Source organism: Nitratidesulfovibrio liaohensis (assembly GCF_011682075.1).
GTDB classification, from domain to species: Bacteria; Desulfobacterota; Desulfovibrionia; order Desulfovibrionales; family Desulfovibrionaceae; genus Cupidesulfovibrio; species Cupidesulfovibrio liaohensis.
Window position 1 is genome coordinate 1 of the sequence record NZ_VSMK01000753.1, and the last position, 638, is coordinate 638.

At 71.8% G+C, this 638-nt stretch carries 2 pseudogenes; both read left to right on the forward strand.

The window, feature by feature from the left end:
* Positions 1 to 289: pseudogene (locus tag FVW27_RS18565) on the forward strand (glycosyltransferase family 1 protein); the annotation flags it as partial.
* Positions 286 to 638: pseudogene (locus FVW27_RS18570) on the forward strand (hypothetical protein); the annotation flags it as partial. The pseudogenes FVW27_RS18565 and FVW27_RS18570, both read left to right, overlap by 4 nt.

Below are 638 nucleotides of genomic sequence, written 5' to 3' on the forward strand. Positions count from 1 at the left end.
CTGGATGGAGGCCCACTGGCGGCCGGAGCGCATCGCCGCCGCCTACGGCGCGGCCTACGCGGACCTGGCCCGCGAACCGGTGGCCACCGCCCGCAACTGGCGCAACTGGCGCCAGCCGGACCTTGCGCTGGACACCCCGGCGGAACGCTTTTTCGCCGTGACCCTGCCGGATGTGGTGCACGCTGCGCGGCGTCAGGCGGCGCTGGGTGACGGGGTTGCGCCCGCCGCTGCTCCTTCCGACGCCACGGATGGCACATCCTTCGCGGAAAACCGGGGGGACCGGCCATGAGCGCGCGCCATCCTCTTTCGCCCGCGCAGCCCGGCGCTCCCGGTGATGCCCTCCTGCCCAATCTTTCTGATTTGCCCGGTCTTGCCCATTTACCCGGTCTCGCCCATTTACCCGATCAGGCCATCATGCCCGCCGAACAATGCGCGCTGGCCGTGACCGAATCATGGCTGGGCCGCGCGGAAGCCGCCGTGCAGCGGGTGCTGGCCCACGGCCTGCCCTCCTCCGTCCTGTACGACTGGATCATGGATTGCGGGCAGGTGCGCCACCAGCGCCTGTGCAACCCGGCCCGGCGTGACGTGAACAGGCCGCGCGCGGACTGGGACGTGGTGGCCGTCGTCGCGGCGCGCGG